Raw genomic sequence first — 421 nt, 5'->3', positions numbered from 1 at the left:
ACACGCCGACGGACACTCACCCCTGCTGGCCTCCACCAACCCCGCCGTGAAAACCTACGACCCCGCCTACGGCTACGAAATCGGCCACATCATCCGCCACGGCCTCGAAGAAATGTACGGCGACAACAGCGAAGGCACCGGCACCGGTGAAGACCGGAACGTGATGTACTACCTCACCGTCTACAACGAGCCGATCACCCAACCCGCCGAACCCGGAAACCTCGACATCAACGGGCTCCTCAAAGGCATCTACAAACTCGCCGAAGCCCCCGCGCCCGCAACAGAGGGCAACAACGGAAACAACCGCCCCACCGCGAACATCCTCGCCTCCGGCGTCTCCGTGCCCTGGGCCCTCGAAGCCCAACGCATCCTCGCCGAAGACTGGAACGTCGCCGCCGAGGTCTACTCCGTGACCTCCTGG

1 protein-coding gene is annotated in these 421 nt (G+C 63.9%); it reads left to right on the top strand.

The features are described 5' to 3' along the window. The coding region (locus ACLRGI_RS15100) for a transketolase-like TK C-terminal-containing protein (RefSeq protein WP_419202437.1) at window positions 1-421 on the top strand (421 nt) is incomplete at both ends.

The organism is Paenarthrobacter sp. PPS72, from assembly GCF_048537125.1.
Taxonomy (GTDB): domain Bacteria; phylum Actinomycetota; class Actinomycetes; order Actinomycetales; family Micrococcaceae; genus Arthrobacter; species Arthrobacter nitroguajacolicus_E.
This window is presented reverse-complemented; position numbering and strand designations above follow the sequence as displayed.